This window comes from Bacillus sp. R86525 (genome assembly GCF_042466195.1).
GTDB classification, from domain to species: Bacteria; Bacillota; Bacilli; order Bacillales; family Bacillaceae_G; genus Bacillus_A; species Bacillus_A nitratireducens.
Genome location: NZ_JAXHPX010000010.1, coordinates 293,616 through 317,579, shown reverse-complemented (window position 1 = coordinate 317,579; position 23,964 = coordinate 293,616). Strand labels below are relative to the sequence as shown.

18 protein-coding genes and 4 pseudogenes are annotated in these 23,964 nt (G+C 32.2%); 16 read left to right on the top strand and 6 right to left on the bottom strand.

The window, feature by feature from the left end; all coding sequences use genetic code 11:
* Window position 1 precedes the first annotated feature (1 nt).
* The 3 genes from pseH to SJY24_RS31570 all read left to right on the top strand — a co-directional run bounded on the left by pseH (window position 2) and on the right by SJY24_RS31570 (window position 3,728).
* Window positions 2-562, top strand: a complete 561-nt coding sequence (gene pseH / locus SJY24_RS31580; protein ID WP_377867529.1) for a UDP-4-amino-4,6-dideoxy-N-acetyl-beta-L-altrosamine N-acetyltransferase — start codon at window positions 2-4, stop codon at window positions 560-562.
* On the top strand, window positions 555-1,604 hold the full coding sequence (gene pseI / locus SJY24_RS31575; protein ID WP_377867528.1) for a pseudaminic acid synthase: 1,050 nt from the start codon (window positions 555-557) through the stop codon (window positions 1,602-1,604). Before pseH ends, pseI begins: the two co-directional genes overlap by 8 nt.
* A gap of 945 nt (window positions 1,605-2,549) precedes the next feature.
* Window positions 2,550-3,728: an FtsW/RodA/SpoVE family cell cycle protein gene (locus SJY24_RS31570; RefSeq protein WP_377867527.1), complete on the top strand. Its 1,179-nt coding sequence runs from the start codon at window positions 2,550-2,552 to the stop codon at window positions 3,726-3,728.
* A gap of 230 nt (window positions 3,729-3,958) precedes the next feature.
* Here SJY24_RS31570 and SJY24_RS31565 read toward each other — a convergent pair whose 3' ends face one another.
* From SJY24_RS31565 to SJY24_RS31550, 4 genes are all read right to left on the bottom strand, one after another.
* Window positions 3,959-4,378, bottom strand: a complete 420-nt coding sequence (locus SJY24_RS31565; protein ID WP_377867526.1) for a DUF1259 domain-containing protein — start codon at window positions 4,376-4,378, stop codon at window positions 3,959-3,961.
* A 475-nt stretch (window positions 4,379-4,853) separates the two neighbouring features.
* A complete protein-coding gene (locus tag SJY24_RS31560; protein WP_377867525.1) occupies window positions 4,854-5,831 on the bottom strand; it encodes a CgeB family protein in 978 nt (325 codons plus the stop codon).
* Between the two features lie 31 nt (window positions 5,832-5,862).
* Entirely contained in the window at window positions 5,863-6,108 is a 246-nt protein-coding gene (locus SJY24_RS31555) for a CGEA protein (RefSeq protein WP_377867524.1), read from the bottom strand.
* Window positions 6,109-6,333: 225 nt separating this feature from the next.
* On the bottom strand, window positions 6,334-6,567 hold the full coding sequence (locus SJY24_RS31550; protein WP_377867523.1) for a CGEA protein: 234 nt from the start codon (window positions 6,565-6,567) through the stop codon (window positions 6,334-6,336).
* Window positions 6,568-7,962: 1,395 nt separating this feature from the next.
* On the opposite strand from SJY24_RS31550, the gene SJY24_RS31545 reads away from it, so the two are divergent.
* Window positions 7,963-9,162 carry an FAD/NAD(P)-binding oxidoreductase gene (locus tag SJY24_RS31545; RefSeq protein ID WP_377867522.1) on the top strand — a complete coding sequence of 400 codons (1,200 nt, stop codon included), beginning with the start codon at window positions 7,963-7,965 and terminating at the stop codon, window positions 9,160-9,162.
* Between the two features lie 67 nt (window positions 9,163-9,229).
* Entirely contained in the window at window positions 9,230-10,666 is a 1,437-nt protein-coding gene (locus tag SJY24_RS31540) for an MBL fold metallo-hydrolase (protein WP_377867521.1), read from the top strand.
* Between the two features lie 103 nt (window positions 10,667-10,769).
* Here SJY24_RS31540 and SJY24_RS31535 read toward each other — a convergent pair.
* Window positions 10,770-10,919 (bottom strand): annotated as a pseudogene (locus tag SJY24_RS31535) (IS4 family transposase); the annotation flags it as partial.
* A 278-nt stretch (window positions 10,920-11,197) separates the two neighbouring features.
* On the opposite strand from SJY24_RS31535, the pseudogene SJY24_RS31530 reads away from it, so the two are divergent.
* The 3 genes and pseudogenes from SJY24_RS31530 to SJY24_RS31520 all read left to right on the top strand — a co-directional run.
* A pseudogene (locus SJY24_RS31530) lies at window positions 11,198-11,412 on the top strand (DDE-type integrase/transposase/recombinase); the annotation flags it as partial.
* A gap of 287 nt (window positions 11,413-11,699) precedes the next feature.
* Window positions 11,700-12,464, top strand: a pseudogene (locus tag SJY24_RS31525) (ADP-ribosyltransferase).
* Window positions 12,465-13,168: 704 nt separating this feature from the next.
* Window positions 13,169-14,461: a D-alanyl-D-alanine carboxypeptidase family protein gene (locus SJY24_RS31520; protein ID WP_377867520.1), complete on the top strand. Its 1,293-nt coding sequence runs from the start codon at window positions 13,169-13,171 to the stop codon at window positions 14,459-14,461.
* 97 nt (window positions 14,462-14,558) lie between these two features.
* On the opposite strand, the pseudogene SJY24_RS31515 reads toward SJY24_RS31520, so the two are convergent.
* A pseudogene (locus SJY24_RS31515) lies at window positions 14,559-14,735 on the bottom strand (IS6 family transposase); the annotation flags it as partial.
* Between the two features lie 352 nt (window positions 14,736-15,087).
* Here SJY24_RS31515 and SJY24_RS31510 point away from each other — a divergent pair.
* The 8 genes from SJY24_RS31510 (at window position 15,088) to SJY24_RS31475 (ending at window position 23,876) form a co-directional block, all read left to right on the top strand.
* Complete coding sequence (locus tag SJY24_RS31510) at window positions 15,088-16,161, top strand: D-alanine--D-alanine ligase family protein (RefSeq protein ID WP_377867519.1); 1,074 nt, start codon at window positions 15,088-15,090, stop codon at window positions 16,159-16,161.
* Complete coding sequence (locus tag SJY24_RS31505) at window positions 16,158-17,531, top strand: UDP-N-acetylmuramoyl-tripeptide--D-alanyl-D-alanine ligase (protein WP_377867518.1); 1,374 nt, start codon at window positions 16,158-16,160, stop codon at window positions 17,529-17,531. The genes SJY24_RS31510 and SJY24_RS31505 overlap by 4 nt, the downstream gene beginning before the upstream one ends.
* The gene (locus tag SJY24_RS31500) at window positions 17,528-18,622 is read left to right on the top strand and encodes an alanine racemase (protein WP_377867517.1); all 1,095 of its coding nucleotides are present in this window, start codon (window positions 17,528-17,530) and stop codon (window positions 18,620-18,622) included. The genes SJY24_RS31505 and SJY24_RS31500 overlap by 4 nt, the downstream gene beginning before the upstream one ends.
* Window positions 18,600-19,601, top strand: a complete 1,002-nt coding sequence (locus SJY24_RS31495; protein ID WP_377867516.1) for an acyltransferase family protein — start codon at window positions 18,600-18,602, stop codon at window positions 19,599-19,601. Before SJY24_RS31500 ends, SJY24_RS31495 begins: the two co-directional genes overlap by 23 nt.
* 773 nt (window positions 19,602-20,374) lie before the next feature.
* Window positions 20,375-21,208, top strand: a complete 834-nt coding sequence (locus SJY24_RS31490; RefSeq protein ID WP_377867515.1) for a polysaccharide deacetylase family protein — start codon at window positions 20,375-20,377, stop codon at window positions 21,206-21,208.
* Window positions 21,209-21,428: 220 nt separating this feature from the next.
* Window positions 21,429-21,944, top strand: coding sequence for a transglycosylase SLT domain-containing protein (locus SJY24_RS31485; protein ID WP_377867514.1), 516 nt, complete (start codon window positions 21,429-21,431; stop codon window positions 21,942-21,944).
* 92 nt (window positions 21,945-22,036) lie between these two features.
* Window positions 22,037-22,732, top strand: a complete 696-nt coding sequence (locus SJY24_RS31480; RefSeq protein ID WP_002090419.1) for a response regulator transcription factor — start codon at window positions 22,037-22,039, stop codon at window positions 22,730-22,732.
* Window positions 22,722-23,876, top strand: coding sequence for a sensor histidine kinase (locus tag SJY24_RS31475; protein ID WP_377867642.1), 1,155 nt, complete (start codon window positions 22,722-22,724; stop codon window positions 23,874-23,876). Before SJY24_RS31480 ends, SJY24_RS31475 begins: the two co-directional genes overlap by 11 nt.
* Window positions 23,877-23,964 lie beyond the last annotated feature (88 nt).

Below are 23,964 nucleotides of genomic sequence, written 5' to 3'. Positions count from 1 at the left end.
TATGTTAAATATTGGGTATTTTCAATTGAAAAGGTTAGAAAAGAAAGATTTAGAACTTATTTTACAGTGGCGGAATACAAAAGAAATTCGCTCGGTTATGTATGAAAATCATCAAATAACAATAGACGAACATTTAAAGTGGTATGAAAAACTAGTAGTGGATGATACAAAGGTTGCAAGACTATTAACATATAAAGAAAAACCAATTGGATTTGTTAATTTTACAAAAATAGATAAAATGGAGCGGACTTGTTATTGGGGATTTTATATAGGTGAAAAACAAAGTGTAAGACGTGCCGGAACTGTATTAGGTTTATTAGCATTAGACTATATTTTTGAAACAAAAGACATACACAAAGTATGTGCAGAAATAATAGAATCAAACCGTATTAGTTTAAACTTCCATCAGAAACTTGGGTTCCAAGAAGATGGAAGATATGAAAACTATATTTACAGGGATGATGATTACATTGATGTCATTACAATGATCCTGTCTAGTGAGAAATGGGCAGAAAGGAAAGAGGCTATAAAAAAAGAACTTGAAGGTGAAAAAAATGAGTAATGTATATATTGGAGGTAGAGAGATTGGTAATAGCTTGCCGCCATTTATTATTGCAGAAATGTCAGGGAATCATAATCAATCATTAGATAGGGCGTTACAAATTGTAGAGGCGGCTGCAGAGGCTGGAGCAAAAGGATTTAAAATTCAAACATATACACCAGATACAATGACTTTAAATATAGAAAATGGTGATTTTTTAATTCACGATACAAAAAGCTTATGGAAAGGTAAATCACTTTATAATTTATATAAAGAGGCTTATACACCATGGAAGTGGCATAAACCAATTTTTGATCGCTGTATAGAGTTAGGAATGATACCATTTAGTACGCCGTTTGATGAAACAGCTGTAGAATTTCTAGAGTCATTAAATGTTTCATGTTATAAAATTGCATCTTTTGAAAATACTGATATTCCCCTCATACGTAAAGTAGCCGCAACAGGAAAACCAATAATCATTTCGACAGGTATGGCTTCGATTGCTGAACTAGATGAAACAGTAAGAGCTGCGAGAGAAGAGGGATGTAAAGAATTAATTCTATTAAAATGTACAAGTACGTATCCTGCATCTCCAACATCTACAAACATAGCTACCATACCTCATATGAAGGAGTTATTTAAATGTGAAGTAGGTTTATCTGATCATACACTGGGAGTGGGTGTATCTGTAGCGAGTGTCGCCTTGGGTGCAACAGTAATTGAGAAACATTTAACACTCTCGAGATCGGATGGAGGAGTTGACGCTAAATTTTCAATGGAACCAGCTGAATTTAAATTATTAGTAAGCGAAACTGAAAAAGCATGGGAATCTTTGGGGAATGTATATTATGGCCCTACTGATATAGAAAAAGATTCTTTAAAATTTAGAAGGTCATTATATGTAGTAGAAAACATAAAGGCGGGGGAAGTCTTTACAAACGAAAATATTAAAGCTATTAGACCAGGGAATGGTTTATTGCCAAAACACTTATCCAAAATTATTGGAAAGAAAGCAAGTAAGGATATCGAAAAAGGAACACCTATTTCGTGGGATTTAATTTAATAATGAGGAAATTAAATCGTTTATAGGGAGACTTATAACAAAAATATTTTAGTAGAGAATAAATTTTAAAGGCCCTGTTTTTAGACAGGGCCTTTAAAAAGGGCATGACAGTTAACAACTGAAGGTACCTTTATATTACCATTACTGGAATGCCTATACCATATTTTGGGCGTTGAGAAATAAAAAAGGCAATCATAGCGAATCGCCTTTTGATAAAGCAAAGCACTTTCATACATTATGTATTCGAAGTCATACGATAAGTGTAAATAAATGAACAGCTAGCAAAAGCTAACTGCTCAATACAGAAAAGAGAAGAACTACAGGGACGGTTAAATGAGTTCTGGCTTTCGCCTATCTGTATTATTGACGGAATGTTTAGTTTTATGCTGACAAACCTAAAAAGAGCACCTTTAAAAAGTGCTCTTTAAGGAAAAAGTGAGATATTAAAAGTAAATTAGGGTTTTTACTTCAAGATAATATATGACTATTTCATCATAATGTGACGATGAAACATAAAAGAGCAGCTAACAAAAGCTAACTGCTCGGCTCTCGACCAAGAGAGTTAGAGTGGGAAGAATTTAAGGCAGATTTATGAAATCTTTGCCTACAGCATTGAAGGCAATATTGAGTTTTATTCAGGTGCCTAGAGGTGGAGTTATTAATGCTTTTAGAGTGCCTTCTGTATTTTAAAGAAGATAGAAGCTAAGTAATTCTGGATAAAAAGGAATTGTTCATTTTAGTTTAAGAAAAATTAAGATTTACTTATTAATACTTTAACTATTTAAAGTGAAACCTTAAGGGAAAGTTTAGATAAAATAAAATTTCTTGTTATAACATAATAATATAATTTTTAATTGAATACCAAGAAAACTTATAGTAAGGGTATAAAAGTTACCATTGATTATTATGATGTGTGGAATTTATTGAGTCCTATAGGAGGGTTTCATGAGTAAAATAATTGAATTATTAAGGAGTTTAGATACAAAACTAATTTTGATTTTATGCCTATTTTGCATTATTAGTACCACTGCAATTTATAGTAGTCAACAAACTGGTCAGTATGGAAGAACAAACTTTGCATTACAGCAAGGTAGGAACTATATAATTGGTTTTGTACTGCTAATATTTGTTGCGAGTATTGATTGGGATCAATGGAAAAAATTATCTTGGCCATTGTATATTGTTGGTTCTGCGTCAATTATTATATTAAAAATACTACCGGAATCAACGTTTACTCCCGTTAAATTAGGAGCAAAAAGATGGTTTCAATTTCCTGTTATCGGTCAAATTCAACCATCGGAGTTTTTCAAAATTGCACTAATTATATTTGTCGCAAATTTAGTAGTGAATCATAACGCCAAATATATGACTCGGACATATAAAACTGATATCATGTTGGTTGGAAAAATTATGTTAGTTTCAATCCCTCCTATTGCACTAGTATACAGTCAGCCAGATACAGGGATGGTGTTCTTATACGCAGCATCTATTGCATTTATTTTATTTATATCAGGGGTTCAAAAGAAATTAATTGCATTTTGTACATTCATTCCGGTAACTCTATTATCTACATTAATATTTACATACGTAAGATATCCCGATTTTTTCTTTAAAGAATTAGTTACTAAGTTAAAACCTCACCAACAATCACGCATTATAGGTTGGCTGAATCCAGCTGAAAATGCGGATCAAGGGTATCAAACACAACAATCTCTTTTAGCTGTTGGAAGTGGTGAATTACATGGAAAAGGATTCGGTCAAGGGAGTGTGTATATTCCTGAAAAGCATACTGATTTTATTTTTGCTACCATCGCTGAAGAAGGTGGATTTATAATAGCGGCTCTCGTTGTATTGGTCTTGTTACTTCTTATATATCGAGTAACTATAATTGCTTATTCAGCAGAGAATCTGTTTGGTGCATTATTGTGTGCGGGGACAATTAGTGTTTTAACACTGCAAATCTTCCAAAATATCGGTATGATTGTTGGGATAATGCCGGTAAAAGGAATTGCACTTCCTTTTTTATCATATGGAGGGAGTTCACTGTTTTCAAATATGATAATGATGGGGCTTATCTTATCGGTGCATAAAAATTATAAAAAATACATGTTTCAAGTGAAATAAAAGTTAAGAATGTGTTTAGGGGTGTTTTTGTAAAAAATAATTTCTGAAAACAAAAAGAAATAAGATAAATTCTGGTTAGAAAATTAGAAGACGCAAATTCATTAGAGCAGCAATTAAAGCTATTTTAGGGATAGGTGTCCTTTTTTATTTTGAAATGAGGTGATATGTAATGATTGAAATAAGCTTAATATAAAACTATTAACAAAAAATAAACACATATAATTCATTTATTACCCATCATTGTTATTAGCAATAGGATAGCTACTTAAAGATAAAAAGGAATTTGCTAATTTTTTCGCAAAATGTAACGGGGGCTCCACTGATTGGATATGAATATACATGATTAATGGGGTCATGTATAACCAGTGATTATGTAAAGCACTAAAGATAATTCCTTGTTGTACAATTGATTTCAAAAATAAAGGGATCTCTTCTTGTAGAATAGCAATTTCTCCTAAATTTAATGCATTACCATTTTGATCCATTGATTCGAAACTTACTCCAACGGGTACTACATACGCACTTGGTTTTCCTTGAACTAGCACCCTAAAATCACGATGAAAAGACACCGCACAACCACTTTGACTTATTTTATTTTTTCCTTTAAGAATTGTAGCAAATTGATCACAAATGGAATGAAAATTGTGCATAAATTCAATTCCCTTCCTATACAAAAATGTTTGTTTTAAACGAAATACCTATGATATTTAATAATTACTTTTATAATAAAAATTTCATTTTGTAGAAATAAGGAAACTCAAAAAGAGCACCATGCATCAGTGCTCTTTAAGATAGGAGGTAACTCTCTGAACAGAACGTCTAGGTTAGAAATATATGATGTGAAAAAGAAATAAGAACAAAATTTCATGATGGATTTAAAACAAATGAGCAGTTAGCTAAAGTTAACCGCTCCGACCAGTGATGTTACTTTAGATGTAGTTATAGTATAAGTAGAATAAAAAAAATATGTAGAATTGAAAACGAGTTTAATAAAACTTTCAGAGAAATTGAGAGAGAGCTATCTATAGGGGAAGGATTAATTAAAATGCCTCTTCATAAAATTGAAAAAGCATTTTAATTTATTCAGAATGATTATATAAGAAAAGATATTATTAATTTAGTAAATTACTGAAGCTGTGATTGTAAAATAGTCGTTATAAAGTGGATTCTCTCATGAAAAGTGTGCTGTGTAATCACTTTTGTGTGAATTCTTTCGACCATTAATCTTTTTGAAATTGTATCATATAGATGAAGAGATACTTTATTTAAACAGTCTTCAAAGCTGTTATAGGATATAATTTCATCTTTATTGAAGAAAGATGAAAGGTCAGATTTTTCTTCAATAATTTGAAAGCCTTGGCAAGCGGCAATATCAAAGGTACGGTTATTAATGGTATTATTTTTTACTTTATTATTATTTTTATTTTGTGGAAATAGATGACTACGATGAGGATTTAAAATAAGACTAGCGTTATTATAATAGAGTGCAACTTCTTGAGGTGGAATCCATTCTTCTATAATCTTAATTCTTCGGTGATTCTTCCATTTTTTTAATAACTTATTTCTCCAGTGTTGACCAATAATAGTATAGTGATAAGGGGTTTTTTCAAAAAGAAACTGTATCAATTTTACCCGGAGTGGATAAGGATATCCAATAAACAATATTTCACTTTTATATTTTGGGATTTTTAGACTAGGTTTAAATACATCTATATTAGTTGCTAAAGGTAAGTGATATACATTGGTATATCCTAAAGCTGTGTAATATTTAAGTGCTTCACTGTCAATAGTAAATATAAAATCGAAGTTATTTAATAGAAGAAGAGAAGTATCTATATAAAATGGATCCTCAGTTAACCAGACAGCTAATTTAATATTCCTTTTTTTAAAATATTGGATTGCTTTTTGTGGTAGACGATTACCTAATAAGGTGAAAACAATATTGGGATGAAACGTTGTTGTAATGAAATCCAATTGCTGTATTAATTCACTCGGCTGTACTGCTAACCATTCGAAATTTTGATCGATAAGTGTTCCCTGTATGCTTTGATCTAAATATTGATAGATTTTTGAGTAACCAGAAGTAATGTATAAGAGTTTCATATTTCAATCCCTGCTTTAGGTTTAAAATATATTATGAGATAAATGTAACACTTTCTATTTCTTTACAACTAATCTTAGTAATACTTGTAGTAGGAGGAGTAATTGAATTTTCCTCTTCTAATGTGACGATACAAGTATTAGAGTTAAAATTTGTAAAAATAGCAGGTCCAATAATATTTCCAGATTTACCAGTCACAGTAACGATTTCGCCTGGTTGTAAATCTTTAAAAATACTACATACTCCACCTGAACAACCAAATAAATTGCATAAGAACAAATTTATCCCTCCTTTAAACAATATACCATATCATATGAAAGTTTGTAGAACGATGTGTAGACAAGTAACCTTTAGAAGAGAAAAAATTTAAATTAAAGCAACTTATTGAAATAATAGATACATTAGAAGGGAGCACTTTAGGGTATACAGATTAGATTTTTCATGAAAAAAGACATTCATTAGATTGTCTTAAATATGGAGTAAGCTAGAACCATATGAATCATTTTAAGGAGTGGTTAAAGTCACACTTTCTATATCTTCACAACTTATAAATATAATATTGGTAGAAGAGGGGGTAATCACATCTTCTTCAACTAAAATCACCGCACAAGTATTCGGAATGAATTGAGAAAAAGTAGCAGGCCCAATAATTTGACCTGATCTAGTAGTAACTGTAACAATTGTTCCCACTGGCCATATAGAGAATATAACACAAGCTAAACCTTCACATGCTGCCATATTAAACCCTCCTAATTAAATGTTTTAATAATGTTTTAAATTCCAAACATTTTATAGTGTATGTGGTAGAAATATGAAGTGCTTGGACTAATAGAAGTCACTTTCCGCTCTTATTCCTTTATGATCAATGTGATAACTATTAAATATTACAGTATGAAGGTTGAAAAAATATGGTAAGCAGGTTTATGAATTAGATATTACATAATTTAGTGATTAGCTATTTCAAGATCCAAATGATATGAATTGGAATGATAAAGTGGAGATAGCGAGTACATGGGGCCATGCTGAATGGTATTTGAATACGATGAAATATAGGTCTTAAGTTTTCGATACTATTGATGGGAATTTCGAGCAACTAGAAAACTAAAAAAATCTTATTTACATGTAACTGTTCTTAAAAGGGCTTGTTAAGGGTAACAAATGGATGTTTGAAAATGTAGCAAAAAGTTGAACAAAAGCGTTATCTAAAAAAAAAGAACACAGATCAGTGCTCTTAGAAAGTAAACAATATGGTTTTTGGATTAGTATATAATATCATATGCTCGTTTCGTTTAAGTGTGTAAACAAAATTAAAGAATAAAGCACATATATTTGACACTCCCACGGCCAAAGCCACAAGCTGACTAACTTCAGTGGGATTCTTGCTACCAAAGGGCGAAGTCTATTTCTAGTATCGCTGACGTGCATGATTGCGGTGTGCCATCACCACTCCAAATCCAATGCATATAGCAGACACGGCACTCGTTCTATTACCAAACGAGTCAGATTGTGAGTTCTCAATTGTGTTTTAGCGTCTTGTGCTTGACGACTCAATACATTTTTTCGGAGTAGAAGAATTTGTTACTCCACCCTCATATGTATTCTGTTTTCAGAGAACAAGATTGTTCTAGAGACTTTTACTTGTCTATTATGAAAATTATACTATTTCTAATATTTGATTTGCAGAACAAACCTTCGGTATTTTATCTGTACATCGCATTTGACCTCACGCGTCATCCCACCCCTAAAGTGGGTGCTATCGCACCGTAGTGGGCTTTCCCGTTCGGAAAATCAGAGCTATTGGAATAAGTTTGTTTTTGTCCCTCCCCTGAAAAGGAGGATGGACAAACCATACCAAAGGAACTTGCACTTCATTATCTTTAGAAATTTAATGTTAATAAAGTGACATAGTATACGGATAACATTGAAAAATGTAAAGTTTGTAGTGTTTGAAACAAATTAAAGAAGTAACATAAGAGATTTACGCATATAGTAATGTCAATGGATAGAGTTAACAAAATATTCATTTGAATCAGATAAAATGATGGTGTTTATAACTTATAATAATGTTACTACGATGAAAATACGGCCACTAATTAGTTAATTTAAAAATCAATTTCAGATAGGAAGAGGATAATGAAGACCAGAGATAGTTATAAAATTGTTGTAATTGGTGCTGGGACTGCAGGACTATCTTCTACTGCACATTTGTTACGAAATGTACCTCTATTGAAAGAAAGTATAGCGATTATTGATTCATCAAAAAAACATTACTTTCAACCACTATGGAGTTTAGTTGGAGGAGGAATTGTTTCAAAGGAATGTACGATGCGTGATCAAGAATCACTTATTCCAAAAGGAGCAACATGGATTCCAAAAAGTGTCGTTAAGTTGTTCCCAGATGAAAATAAGATAATTTTAGATGATGGAATGCTGCTTGAATATGAAATTCTTATTGTAGCAGCCGGTATACAAATAAATTGGGACGGTATTAAAGGCTTAAAGGAGTCTATTGGGACCAATGGGGTTTGTAGCAATTATTCTTATACATATGTTGATTCTACTTGGAGAGAAATCGAAAAATTCAAAGAAGGGAATGCGATTTTCACCCACCCCAATACTCCTATTAAATGTGGTGGTGCTCCACAAAAAATTATGTATTTAGCAGAAGAGTATTTTTGTAATAACGGTGTAAGAAACAGAAGTGAAGTAATGTTTTATTCTGCGAATGCTAACATATTTCAAGTTCCACGTTATGCAGATACATTAGAACAAGTACTAGAAAGAAAGCAAATTATAACGAATTATAATAAAAACTTAGTAGAAATTATCGCTGAAAAAAGAGAAGCAATTTTTGAAGATACGCAAACACTGAAAAGAGAAACAGTACCATATAGTATGATCCATGTTGTTCCACCAATGGGGCCACCTAATTTTATTAAAGAGAATGAGATAAGTGATCATCAAGGCTGGGTTGATATAAGTCCTTATACATTGCAGCATGTACAGTTTAAGAATATTTTTGGGCTTGGAGATTGTACCAATTTACCCACCTCTAAAACTGGAGCGGCAATTCGAAAACAAATACCTGTCTTAAAACAGAATATTATGGACGTACTTAATGGAAGAGATTTGCAGGCTAAATACGACGGGTATACATCTTGTCCGATTATTACAGGATATAAAAGTCTTATACTCGCTGAATTTAACTATGAACATGAGCCTCAAGAAACGTTTCCGTTTAATCAAGCGAAAGAACGGTATAGTATGTTTTTACTTAAAAGATATATGTTGCCATATATGTATTGGAATTTAATGTTGAAAGGGATTCTATAAGGGAAGTTAGAAAGTTGTTGTTAAAACTGAAAAGTAATTTGAAATAACTATTTGGAGGGAATAAGCTATGCTTTTAAAATATTTTTATGATGAAAAATTAGCACATGCTTCCTATTTAATCGGTTGTCAGAAGGAAGGCGTAGCAATTGTTGTTGATCCCAGCCGCTATATAGAACAATATATAGAATTTGCTAAGAAAGAAGGGATGGAAGTAATTGCTGCGGCTGAGACACATATTCATGCAGATTTTCTTTCTGGGTCTAGAGAACTTTCCCATCTTTATAATGCAAATTTATATGTATCTGATGAAGGAGATATTGAATGGAAATATCAATATCTTAACGATGGCCGATACAATTTGGTTAGAGAGGGCACAGAGTATAAAGTTGGTCATATAAAATTCAATGTAATGCATACCCCAGGGCATACGCCTGAAAGTATTTCCTTTTTAGTAACTGATACAAGTCAAAATAATTATACGAATGATAAACCGATAGGAATATTCACAGGTGATTTTATATTTGTAGGAGATATAGGAAGACCTGATTTATTAGAAACAGCTGTCGGTATTAAAGATAGCGCAAAAATAGGAGCGAAACAATTATTTGATTCTATACAAAAAATAAAATTACTCCCCGATTATTTGCAAATATGGCCATCACATGGTGCAGGAAGTGCATGTGGAAAAGCATTAGGATCAATTCCAACTTCCACATTAGGCTATGAAAAGATGTTTAATTGGGCGTTTCAGTGTAATGAAGAAGATAATTTTGTATCGACTTTATTGACGGGACAGCCAGAGCCTCCAAAGTATTTTTCATTAATGAAGCATTTAAATAAGTATGGTCCACCAATTCGTAAGAAGAGAGAGATTACTGTTATTAATACAGTAGAAGAACTTCAAGAAGTGATGAGGCGCGTTCAGCAAATAGTTGATATAAGGGATGTAGAGGGTTTTGCTGCTGGTCACATTGAGAAGTCAATTAACATACCTTATAACAATTCTTTCACAACTTGGTGTGGATGGTTACTAGATTATAAAACAGAAACTTTAATAATTCTAGATGAGGAAAAGGTTAAAGTGGAGGAAGTTATTAGAGAATTTGAATCTATTGGGCTAGATAATAGTATTACTTTTGCACCTTTAAAAGTAATACAAAGGTTTGATAGATTAGAAAGTTACAAAGAAAAAACATCGATTGAATTATATCCGCATATAAAAGGTGGAAGTGTTAGGGTTATCGATGTGCGTAGTAAAAAAGAGTGGGAGGAAGGACACCTTCATGATGCAATACATATCACTTTAGGTAATCTATTTGAGAAGCTAGATGATGTACCGAAAGATTGTCCAATAGTTTTACAATGTCGAACGGGGTTAAGGTCTGCTATAGCAGCTAGCATGTTACAAAGAGCCGGTATAAAGGAAGTAGTTAATTTAAAGGGAGGATTTCTTGCATGGAAAAAAGCAGGACTGCCTTATGATACATTTAATTCCAAGGTATAGGGAAATATTTTTTACTAAGTTTATATGAATAGGAATTGGAGCGATTTTATCGATTTCTGACAAAAGACTCATTTCTTAAAAATGTGAAGGTGTAAAACGTCAATTTTTCTCTTACAGCTTGATCTTGTAATCGTTTTTGTTGCTGTTGTTTTGTTAATCGATGAACAATTACACGAGCTGGCACTTTATCAATCATACCTACATAAGCATCAGCTATTTCACATGTTTGTCCTGGTTGAAGAGAGTTCATTACCATACTACAATATTACTATTAATGACAGCAAAGGTGATGGATGTACGATGATTAACTAATCCTATTTTCCATAAGAAAGTAACACTATCTAATAAAATAGCCTATTTGAGTATAAATAATTTACGTCCATTACGGAAAACTAAAATAAAAAGAAAGTAATAAAACCCCGATTCTTTAAATACATGAGAATCGGGGTTTTTATATGCAATCTTTCTTTAACGTACAATTTTCTTTTTTTGATATGGTGACCTCTTCCAGTAAACGTAGAGTTGAGGAAGAAAAAACACTTGAATAATATGGTGGAACAAGATCATCGTTTCATAAAAAACGGGTACGAATCATGCTAGGATTTCAGTCTTTTCAGACAGAAACAAAAAAGCTGGCGGGCATTGAAGTGATGCATATGATCAAAAAAGGACAGACCCTCCAAGGAAAGAAGTCTGTCCAAAATCAGATACAACTGATTCATACCCTTTTCGGTTTCACCGCTTAAATCCGGATTCCAACAGGAATCTCTGCTCTTTAATTTACGTTTTATTATTTGCAACAGAGCCAAAAAATCGCAATGAGTGTACACGGAGGATACAAGGACCTAGTGCAAAAAAGGATACAGTTCAAATAGAAAGTTCCTAGCTTCATTCTGCTTATAGCACACGATTCCTATCCATCAGAATCTTTATACAATCTTTATTTTATCTTTCTTTTTATTTAATAAATAGTCTCTATAATGAGTAATCGGTGTATAAGGATGTCTATTTTTACTAGAAAGAAGTAAGGAGGATGTATATGAAAATCAAGACAAAGTTTTTACCAGTTGTCCTAGCACTCAGTACAATGGTTACTGGAAGTACAGTATTTTTAAATTCAACAGTTCATGCGGCTACAGAACCTGTAGTACAAAAAAATATCCCAAAGGTCTTAGATTTTAATCGTTCGGCCGATAAACCTCTTGCTACTGCATGGGGAAACAAATTCTATAATAAGTGGATTACAAACGTTAGTAGTGCAGAGGGAAAAGAATTCGTGTCATATACGGATCTAGGCTATTTTCATTTAAATGCTTATCTTCAGGATAATAAAGGTCAATTACCAGGAAAAGATATTAATATGGGACAAAAAATAAAGCATTTAGATCGAGCATTTAGTGTGTCCAGTGTACCTGATAACATAGTGGTATATCGTAGGAGTAATGAAAGTGCGTTTGGCTTAGAGCAAGGCACGCTCATAAAGGGTAATAAACTGAATAAACAAGAATTTTTAAAATTTAAAAATAAATTCTAAGGGAAATATCAAACAGATTATACGTATATGAGTACATCTATTCTTAAAGATGCTTCAGAAAGCTTTAGTGGGCGACCTATTTTGATTCGCCTAACGGTACCTAAGGGAAATCATGGAGCATATCTTGCTTCGTTAAGCCCATCTCCATGGGAAATGGAGATGTTATTGCCGAGAAATACGACCTATAAAGTTAATGGTATTTCATACGTTAAAAATGGTAATAGCAATTATGTACTAGTCGATGCTTCTATCATGAAAGCTTAATTTAATTGAATCCATAATTTAGTTCTGTTGTGTAGTTTTTGGGATTTGAATAAAATTTCAAAAAATAATAAGGAGAATGATATATGGGATATTCCTAGATGTCATTATACCAGACTTATAGAAATGCCCTAATAGAGTAGACCCTATTGGGATGGTTCACTCGTGAAAATAAAGAACACCATGGAATTTACGTAACTAAAAATCGGATTTTCTAGAATATATTTCTTAAACGTACAATTCTCTTTTTTAGTCATGTCAGGCCTAAATAGGTCTATGAATCTGGGATAGTTTAGGGAATTACTAATGGTTGTTGTAATTCTTAGTACACCGAAAAAACTTCGTCTTCGCTTAGAAAACTTTGCAACAGAACCATATATATTATCTTAAGGTTAAATTGTTTTTTTTAGTTATGGAACAATATTGTTACCAAGATTGTCTATTAAGTGTAATGGTAAAAACTAGTGTCAAAACTGGATACTTTGTATCCAATTTAAAATTTATTCTATGTATTAAAAGTCGGAAAGGAATAATCATTTTGAAAAGTACAAGGATACTACAAATAGGAATGTGTGTTTGCGTAGAAAAGGATGGGAGTGAAAGTTATCCTAATGTTTTATATGTGAATAGGATTTGATAACTCTATCTAATTTTTAATATATTAGAATAATAATTGTGTAAGTAGAAAGCTATTGGGGGTAACAGAAGTGAAAGGGATTTTTTACAAGAGGTTCATTGCGATAGTAACAGTGCTTACACTCGCTTGTAGCATGTTTGTTACATATAGAAGTGTATCAGCAGAAACAGGATCTGCTTTAAATATTGAAGCAGGTGCAGCGATATTAGTAGAAGCAGATTCCGGGAAAATTTTGTATCAAAAAAATGCGGATGAACTATTAGCGATTGCTAGTATGACAAAAATGATGAGTGAGTACTTAGTTAGTGAAGCTATAGCTAAAGGGAAACTTAAGTGGGATCAGAAAATTAAAGTTTCTGAATACGCACACAAAATTTCACAAGATCGCTCATTATCAAATGTGCCCCTAGAAAACGGTGGTTATTATACGGTAAGAGAACTATACGAGGCAATGGCAATTTGCTCTGCCAATGGTGCGACAATTGCTTTAGCTGAAGCAATTGCTGGAAAAGAAGTCGATTTCGTAAAAATGATGAACGATAAGTCAAAAGAATTTGGATTGAAAAATTATAAATTTGTAAACTCTACAGGCTTAACAAACAACGATTTAAAAGGACAGCATCCTGAAGGGACAACTCCAGACGAGAAAAATAAAATGTCTGCAAGAGATTGTGCGATTTTAGCACAACGTCTCATTCAAGATTTCCCACAAATATTAGATACAGCAAAAATCTCGAAAAAAACATTCCAAAAAGGCGGAAAGTATCCAATTGATATGGTGAACTCGAACTGGATGTTAAAAGGTTTAATTAAGCAATATGAAGGTGTAGATGGCTTGAAAACTGGAACAACTCCAGAAGCTGGGGATTGTTTCACTGGCACAGTAGAAAGAAACGGTATGCGTCTAATCTCTGTAGTGATTAAAGCAAACTCTCATACAGCACGTTTTGATGCAACAAAGAAATTATATGATTATGGATTTGCGAATTTTGAAGTGAAGAAGGCCTATGCAAAAGATTCGACAGTAAAAGGACATGAAACAGTGCGGGTAGAAAATGCAAAAGGTAAAGATGTAGCAGTTCAAACGAAGCAAGGTGTTTCACTTCCAATGCCAAAGGGCAGCAAAGACGTTTATAAAAAAGAATTTAAAGTATCGAATAAGGAACAAGAAGCGCCTATTAAAAAAGGTGTAACAATTAGTCAAATGATTATATCGCCTAAAGATAGTAACGATCCTGGGTTCTTATCAGGTAAATCATTACAAGTAGACCTTGTAACAAAATCAGATGTAGAACAAGCAAATTGGTTTACACGTTTCTTTAGCAGCATGTGGAATAGTGTAGTTGATTCAGTAAAAGGTTGATTTTAAGAGCTCCCCATTGTGGGAGCTCTTTCTTACGATATATACAATATAGTTCTGTTGCTAAGTTTGAAAAAAGCATAAACAGGTTGAGAAATGTTTAGGAAGTGGCTAGTAATTGTTGGAGGTCATTGTATGTCGAAAAGGCGGAGTCTATTTGAAGGCTTCGCCTTTGTTTATATAAGGAATGAATGGTCTCAATACCTTTTATCGTACGTGAAGCATGACGAAGATTTTGAAATCCTGCGGATCTAGTAAAACGGCTCTTTGCAAACTTCACAAGTCCAATCTTAGGTAATTTCATTTGATTGCACCTCATTTTCTTTTCTGGAAGTATAGCGTAGTTTAGAAAATTTTGCACCAGAACCGAGTAGACCTTATTAAGGTGCTATATACTTTTTAAAAAATAGAGGTGATTTTTTAATAGGAAATTTCTTATATAGAAGTTTCCTATTTCTTTATAAAATCTTTAATTTATCTTTCTTTTAATTTAAATAATCTGCTTTAAACTCAAGATGAATTAAGAAAGAAGGGCTGACAAAGAATTTATTAAAAAGATTAAGCAATGTGAACAAATCATTGCTTAAACATAGATTTTTTAGGCTTATTAAATTTACGGAGGTAATAAAATGAGACATAAAGTATTCGTGCTGTATGGTGGCAAATCTGCCGAACATGAGGTTTCCTTAGAATCAGCCTTAAATGTATTAAATGAATTAAATAAAAATCAGTATGATGTATTTGCTGTATATATTACGCCAGAAGGAAATTGGAGCAAACCAAGACTAACATGTAATGGGGAAATATTGAAATCTCAATTAATCATAGATACAAAAGACAACTTGGGACAATCAATGTGCAGATTTTTACAGGAACTAGACGAAAATAGCATTGTGTTCCCAGTGTTACACGGTACCTATGGAGAAGATGGGAAGTTGCAAGGAATGTTAGAAATGTTAAACATCGCATATGTTGGAAACGATGTATTAACATCTGCTGTTGGAATGGACAAAATCTGGTCTAAAAAAGTGTTTACTCAACATCTAATCCCACAAACACCGTATGTATATTTCAATACAAATCAATATAACTACAGTAAAAGGAACTGTATAAAAAAGGTTATTAAACAAATTGGATTCCCATGTTATGTAAAACCTGCAAACATGGGTTCTAGCATAGGGATTGGCTACTGTAAAAATGAAGAAGAATTAGTACAAGCCATTGAAGTAGCCTTATTATATGATAAAAAAATTCTTGTTGAAAAAGAAGTAGTAGGTAAAGAAGTAATTGTTGGCGTGATAGGAAATGAGGAGATACATTGCTCCTTAGCAGGAGAATGGAAAAGAAAACAAACTTTCTTTAATTTTGAGGATAAATATGAAGATGAGCATTTAACACCACAAATTCCAGCACTTATTCCAGATACAACATATTTAGAATTGTGTAAATATGCAAAAGAAGCCTATGCAGCTTTAGAGGGTTCAGGACTGATGAGAATAGATTTCTTTGTTACGGAGAGTAATACTATTTATTTAAATGAAGTTAATACACTTCCGGGATTTACAAAGCATAGCATGTTCCCTCTATTATTTGATAAAACTGATGGCATGAAATATTCCGAGTTGTTAGACCACTTAATTCAATTAGGTTTATTAAAACACAGTAATAAAAATAATATTCAATTTAGGAGAGCAGAATTATGATTACAAGAACCATATCAGAAGTTACTAAAATGATTAAAGAAAGTTATTTCACGGGTGAAAATGTTGTAATTAAAGGTGTTTCAATTGATTCACGGAATCTGGTAGAAGGTTCTTTATTTATCCCTATTATTGGTTCAAATAGTAACGGTCATCATTTTATTAAAGGAGCTATTAAAAACGGAGCAGCAGCAACATTATGGAAAAAGGGAGAGCCCAATTATCCTACTAACATATCTGTTATTTTTGTAGAGGATACAACAGTAGCGCTACAGCAATTAGCAGCTTCTTATCGTCAACAGATAAAAGCTACTTTTATTGGCATAACGGGTAGTAATGGAAAAACATCTACAAAAGATATTCTGCATAGTATTTTATCTACTAGTTATAAAACCCAGAAAACTCAAGGGAATTACAATAATGAAATTGGTGTACCATTAACCTTGCTGGAGTTAAAAGAAGATGTAGAAATGGCGGTAATTGAGATGGGGATGGGGCGTATAGGCGATATTACATTTCTAAGTAAAATGGTCCAACCACATATCGGCATTATCACGAATATTGGTCATGCACATCTAAGTAATCTTGGATCACTAAAGAACATTGCATCAGAAAAAATGGAAATGATGATTGGACTAGATCCAGAAGGCATACTTTTTTTCAGTGGTGATCATTCTTTACTAGTTGAAGAGGCGAAAAATTATCCCCATAAAAAATGTACTTTTGGGGTAGGCGAGATCAATGACATCTATCTAACTTCATGTAAGACATTCTCATCTTCCATAGCATTTACAGCTTCACATAGTAGTGCACAGTATCGTTTACCCCTTATAGGGGAACATCAAGCAGTTAATAGTTTAGTAGCCATTAGCGTAGCAAAATATCTTAATATGCTAGATAAATGGATTCAACAGGGGTTAGATAATGTAATTTTATCTTCACAACGTAATGAAGTAATTCAAATTGGTAACATAACAATTATTAATGATACGTATAAATCCAATCCAGAAAGTGTAAGAGTAGCTATAGATACCCTTGCTTCATTAGATGTTGGCTCTAGAAAGCTTTTTGTGATGGGTGATATGTTAGATATGGGAAGTCAGGATAGAATGCTACATGAACAAGTTGGTGAGTATGTAAAAAGAGCGAAGCTAGATACAATTTTTGGATATGGTGAATTAACTTTTCACACGATTGCTAGGGTGCAAAAGGAATTTCTACCAAACAAAGCCATACATTTTAAAGAAGAAACAGAATTAATTGAGGGTATTATTGAGTATACAAAAGAACCATGTACTATTTTATTTAAAGCTTCAAGAAATTTACGATTTGAAAAATTAATTGAACTGTTAGAGCAGCGGGTGACCCTATGAAGCCTCAATTACAAATAGATATAAGTAAAGTTAAGAAAAATATGTCAGAATTGGTAAAAAAGGCAAACCGGTATAATATCTCTATCGCAGGTATTACGAAAGGCGTTTGCGGTAATGAAGATTTTGCTAAAGTATTAATGGAAGCTGGAGTCGATTCGTTAGCTGATTCTCGAATTGAAAATTTAAAAAAGCTTAGTCACTTGCCAATTGAAAAAATGCTATTAAGATCACCAAAATATAGTGAAATTGATGAGGTTATACAATATGCTCATTGCAGTTTAAACTCTGAGCTGAAAATAATAGAAAAGCTTTCAGAGGTAGCCGAACAACAGAACAAAAAACACGCTGTTATCCTCATGATTGACGTCGGTGACCTTAGAGAAGGGATATGGTATGAAGATGAAAAAGAGATTCATGATACCATATCAAAAGTTTTACAAATGAAAGGGATTAATCTAACTGGAATTGGGACGAATTTAACTTGTTTTGGTGGAATTATTCCGACAGAAGAAAATTATGGCTTCATAGCGGATTTAGCACAAAAAATTCGTGATAAATACAATATACCATTACCAATTGTATCAGGTGGAAATTCTAGTAGTTTACAAATGCTAAATGATGGAATGATCCCAAAAGGTATTAATAATTTACGAATTAACCAATCTGTATTTTTAGGGAGAGAAATAGCGTACGGCCAAAAGTTAGATAATTGGGAAACAGATGTCATCCGACTTCGCGCAGAAATTATCGAACTTCAAACTAAGCCATCATTACCCCGAGGAGAACGCGCTTATATGAATGCATTTGGAAAGCTTATTTCTCCAAGTGATAAAGGTTTACGTAAAAGAGCAATTGTTGCTATTGGAAAGCAAGATATAGATATCAATGGCTTAAAAGCTATTGATGAGAATATTACTGTTGAGGGTGGAAGTAGTGATCATTGCATTATAGATGTTACAAATAGCTTACAAAACTTTATTGTTGGCGATTGGGTGGATTTTAAAATAATTTCATATAGTGGTGTTTTATCAGGAATGGCTTCTAACTATATAGAAAAGGTCTGCATAAATGAAACAGTATGTTGCAATTGATATAACACGAGTTATTGCAGCAATTTTAGTAATTACTGTTCACACAGACCCACTTTATCATTACTCACAGGACGGTAATTATTTTTTAGTCTCGGTATTAGCCCGTTTAGCCGTTCCATTTTTCTTTGTAACATCTGGATTTTTTTTCGCTCAAAAGATCCGCCTAAACCATTCTATCAAAGATGACTTACCACAAGTAATATCAGTGGTAAGTAGACTCATAACACTTTATTTTGCATGGATACTGATATACTTCCCATTACAAATGTATAGTTGGGTTAAAAGTGGAGAGTCGTGGAGGTATTGGTTAGTATATGTTCAAAAAACATTGTTAGAAGGTAGTTACTATACACTTTGGTATCTATCTGGCCTAATTTTTGCAATGGCTTTCTCATTTGTATTGTTTAAATTATGTAAACCTCAGGTAGTGTTAGGAATCACTCTCATACTATTTGTTTGTGGTACCATTTTTCAATCTTATTTCGATATATTCGGTTCAAAGGATTTATTTTCTTGGTACTACACTCTATTTTTAACAACAAGAAATGGCTTGTTTTTTGGTAGTTTTTTTGTAAGCCTAGGAATGTACATTGCTTACTCGAAAAAGAAACTTTCACAAAAATATAATTTAGGTTGTTTATTTCTATCATTTGTGTTACTAACATTTGAAGCATTTAATGTGCAACATTTAGCCTTTACTAAAGGAAATGGTATGTGGTTTATGCTAGTACCAACTGTTTATTTTCTATTTATGACATTATTGAATGTGAATTTAGATAATCATTCGAGTTACCAAATTTTACGACCATTGAGTTTTCTTATGTATGTGTCACACGGATTATTTCTAATCCTTTTCTCAAAATTGTACCGTATAGATTCTTTCTTGTATTTTATAGTTATATTATTGGGAACATGCATTTTTTCAGTAGTATTATTGTTTGTTAGTAAAAAAATGCCGTGTTTAAAAAAATTATATTAAATAAAAATTTCTTGTTATACAACGAAAGTATATATGAAAACAGCCTGCATTAGAAAGAGCATAATTTCCTTATTCACCTAACTTGAAAATTCTTCTAATTATGAAGGGAATCTACTAAAAAGGTAGGTTCCTTTTTTATTATATAAGTGATTAGAATTTTATTGCAAAGCTAGTTTAAATGAAAAAATATTCATTATCCCATCATGTGGACAATAAAAATCGTAATCTAGGTAATCAAGCTAATACATGGATTTTCTAAATCAATTTGTACATGTGAATTTTAATAAAATCAGTTGTGCTATTCGTTATTTGAAAGGCTTTAATTCGATCATATTTTAATACAATTATCACTCTCTGTGTACCTATACCTTTTCTTTTATCAATCTTTATAAAATCTTTATTTTATCTTTCTTTCCTTTTAAATATTTTGTTTTAAAGTAATTTTATGAAGAAATGGAGGCTAGAAAATGAGTTTTTTAAAGAAATTTAAGTACCTTTTTATTGCGTTTATCCCTATGTATATAGTTATTCTTTATTTTCGATCGAATAAAAGAAAGCAAGGTATTCGAGAAAAAAATGTGCTTTTAATGGATGTACCAAATGGAGAAAACTTTCCCTTACAAAAGTAAATGCGGATGTTATATGGAAAAAACCCTCGAATAATTACAATTAAAAACCGCTACTTAATATAATAATAACGGCGTTTTTTCATTGCCACCTTAGAAAATTTAAATTTATATATTGCATATATAACCGATGGAGAGAGATAAATAATGAAACTATTAAAAAATAATAAAAAGAGAATATTTAAAATCGTACTATCATTAGGAATTCTTCTAACAACAGCATTTTTAGTGTACTTTACAATAGGTAAATTCAATTCTAATTCTGCAAAAGCGGGAGCTAAAGAAAATAGTAAACGAGTTATAGAGCAGCCAAAAGAGAAAGGAAAAGTAGAGCATACAAAAAAGAAAAAACCTGATGGAAAGCCAGAAGGAAAAGTAGTGTACTTAACATTCGATGATGGGCCGAGTACATTGACAGGTCAATTTTTAGATGTATTAAAAGAGCAAGAAGCCAAAGCAACATTTTTTATGATAGGAAAAAACCTACAAAATGCGGGATTCCAGGAAAATGTCAAACGAGCGATAAAAGAAGGTCATTATATCGGTGGACATAGTATGACACATGATAGTAAGAAGTTATACACTGATGGACAATTTGTACCAGAGATGAAAGAAGCATTAGCGCTTATCCGTAATATTACAGGAACAAATCCTACATTGGTGCGTCCTCCATATGGCTCAGCACCGGGATTGAAAGACCAACAAATCCGGGACCAAATTGTAAAAGCTGGTATTAAAGTTTGGGATTGGACAATTGATTCTCATGATTGGGAGCTAAAAGATAATCCTAACCAAATTGTAGAAAATATTAAAAAGGGAACAACAGATGACGTGGAGGTCATTCTTGTGCATGAAAAGCCGCAGACTTTACAAGCACTTCCAGAAATCATCAAATTTTATAAAGAAAAAGGATATGAGTTTGGTGTTTACCAGGATGCTGACCATTTTCACCTGAATTTCCAAAAAGACGCACGCTTGTAGGCTGACAATAATACAGAAGCTCTGTGCTAACAGGACTCTCTATTTATTTGGTGAAGGAGATTAGGATAAAGTCATAACAAATAGTAATGTAAAATCGGCTGGGGGTAGCAGTAATTAATGAAAATGAGAACCATCAAATGATTAACGATTACGAGTTAATATCCCCAAAAAATATGATTATTAGTGACAATATTTGATACGGACAAGCGAGGTGATCTGGATGAGAGGAACATTAATAAAAATTGGAGTATTTATTTTAGTTTTAACAGTAGGGATATACATTTTTAAATACGCATATGACCAACATACCAATCTAGCTAAAGTAAGAACCACGATTAAACAAATATCAATAGAATATGGTATACCATCATGGATTCCCCTATCTATTGCATTTCATGAAAGTAAGTTTGATTCAAATGCAGTCGGAGATCAGGACACATCATTTGGACTATTTCAACTCCATCGAGGTGGATTAGCACCTGAAGATTTAACGGACGAAGAGCTAAAAAATGCAGAAACCAATACACGAATTGCAATATCTAATATGACAAATGCATATAACCGTGGTATACAGCAAAAATTAAAAGGACTAGAGCTATTAAAACATGTTGCTAATACCTCAGGTTGGCCTGGGAATAAGGGTGTTCAATGGACAGAGAAACAGACAGACTATAACAAGGGTTTAGAAAACAGTTTTAAAATGTTTTCTAAACGAATACACGATTTTATAGAATGAAATTTGTCAGTAGAAGTAACTTTCACATGATTTAGGATTTTAAACTATTAACAATTTGTATTAAACAAAAGCTGCAGGAAGGGTGTAATTGTGTGAAGACGAATATTTTAATTGTTGATGATGAAGCTGATATTGTACAGTTAATCGATTTATACCTCCGAAATGAAGGGTATACGATTCATACGGCTTCTAATGGTATAGAAGCATTAGATATCATGAAACATGAACAAATAAATTTAATGATACTAGATATTATGATGCCACATATCGATGGCATAGAGGTATGTAAACAAATAAGAAAATTTAGTGATGTTCCTATTCTTATGTTAAGTGCAAAAGCTGAAGATATGGATAAAATAATAGGATTAATGACAGGGGCTGATGATTACATGATCAAGCCTTTTAATCCTTTAGAATTAGTTGCTCGAGTAAAAGCTTTATTAAGAAGATCCTTTTTGAAAAATACTTCCAATCAAAATGTTAAAAAAAATATTATACAAATCCGATCACTTGTAATTAATAAGGAAAATCATATTGTTACAATGGGAAATACTATCATAAAATTAACGCCTATTGAATTTGAAATTTTATATGTATTAGCATCTACCCCTGGAAGAGTCTATAGTTCTGAAGAGATTTTTGAGCGGGTTTGGAAAAATGTAGCGTGTGATTCAAATAAAACCGTTATGGTTCATATTAGTAATATCAGAGAGAAATTAGAAAATGTTTTAGAAGGGGAGAGGATAATTCAAAATGTATGGGGAGTGGGATACAAAATTGAAAAATAGTTCTTTACAAATTCTTAAATCCATTCCTATATGGAAAATATGTATATATATTTTTCTTGCAATATGTCTATCCTATGGAACACTTTATATTATTAAGGTGTTTTATTGGGGATTAGATGCTACGTCAAGTACATTTCGTACGGTGCGTATAGAAGTTTCACAAGCTTATGGACCTAGGCACTTAGAAAAGCTGTATGCTAATCTTTACTATCTCTTTAATTTTGTTTTTATTCTTTTTTATATTTCGCTATGTTATGTGTATGAAAAAAGAAAATATTTCAAAGAATATTTCAATCAAATTTTAAATGAGATCAAGCATATTGGGAACATCAATCTTGAACATGAAATTGTCATTATACCTGATACTCCATTAGGGGAATTGGCTAAAGAAATTAATAACATAGTAAAGCAATTAAAAATATCTATTGAAGAAGAACGTTTAATAGAACAGACAAAAAAAGATTTGATTACAAATGTTTCACATGATTTACGGACACCGTTGACCTCAATTGTAGGATATTTAACCTATATTCATCAAGATAAATATAGGGATGAGATTGAATTACGTTATTTTATAGAGATTGTATATGATAAGGTTTTAAGACTAACTAATCTGATAAATGATCTATTTGAATATACGCGTTTCCAAAACAAAGGGACTCACTTAGAAAAAACTAAAATCGATATCATTGAAATGCTTGAACAATTAGTAGTGCAATTTCGGTTTGAAATAAAGCAGGCCAACATGAATGTTCGGAAATCTATATCATCAAAAAAATTAAGTGTGCTTGCAGATGGTGACAAATTAGTAAGGGTGTTTGAAAATCTAATTACAAATGCAATTAGATATGGAAGTGATGGGAAATATATAGATATTGTAGCACGTGAAGAGGATAATTTAGTTGTGATAGATATTACAAATTACGGTAGCTCTATACCAACTACAGAATTACCTTATATATTTGAACGTTTTTATCGAGTTGAAAAATCTCGCGCTCTTCAGACAGGTGGTTCAGGACTTGGTTTAGCAATCACCAAAAGTATTGTGGAATTGCATGATGGAACAATTGAAGTATACAGTGATGTAGAAAAAACAACTTTCACAGTAAAGTTACATGTATTTTCAAAGGAAGCTTCTTTATAAGAAGCTTCTTCTTTCTTTATTAAATCTTTATTTTTTCTTTTCTTCCAATTTAATATTTTATTTTAAACTAATTTTACACAAGAAAAAA